Raw genomic sequence first — 441 nt, 5'->3', positions numbered from 1 at the left:
TAATACAACATTCCAAACAGCCAAAGCGGGATTTTGTTCTTATGCCCTATTTCAATATCATCGGCTACTACAAAACTGTTCGGAATGTCTTTTATTTGGTCAAACGTTTTTCTCTTTCCGCCGACTTCAAACGTGTAGTTATCCACGATAAAATCCCCCTGTGGTGCAAGTATAACATTGGCGATGGCACTTAACTGATTAACAAAAAATGTTTCTCTTGCACTGCCGATGTTTGCATTTTCGCCGTACAAATAGGACAAATTAGTGTTGTTCAGCAATACTTTGTCGGGCTTTGTAAGGTCGCCAATCGTTTTGTTTTTGTAGGAAACCAAATTCAACAATTTTGCATTTGCCAACAATGACAAATACTTAACCGTATTGTTTCTGTTGCTGTCTATTGCATTGCTTAAATCTGTAATATTCGGCGTATAAGGCACTAAT

The 441-nt window shown here is 37.6% G+C and carries 1 pseudogene; it reads right to left on the bottom strand.

Annotated features, from left to right (window positions below):
* Positions 1-441 (bottom strand): annotated as a pseudogene (locus tag ASC50_RS04715) (AAA family ATPase); the annotation flags it as partial.

Source organism: Candidatus Symbiothrix dinenymphae (assembly GCF_001431085.1).
Note: the sequence above shows the minus strand (reverse complement) of the source record. Positions and strands in the feature narration are given on the sequence as shown.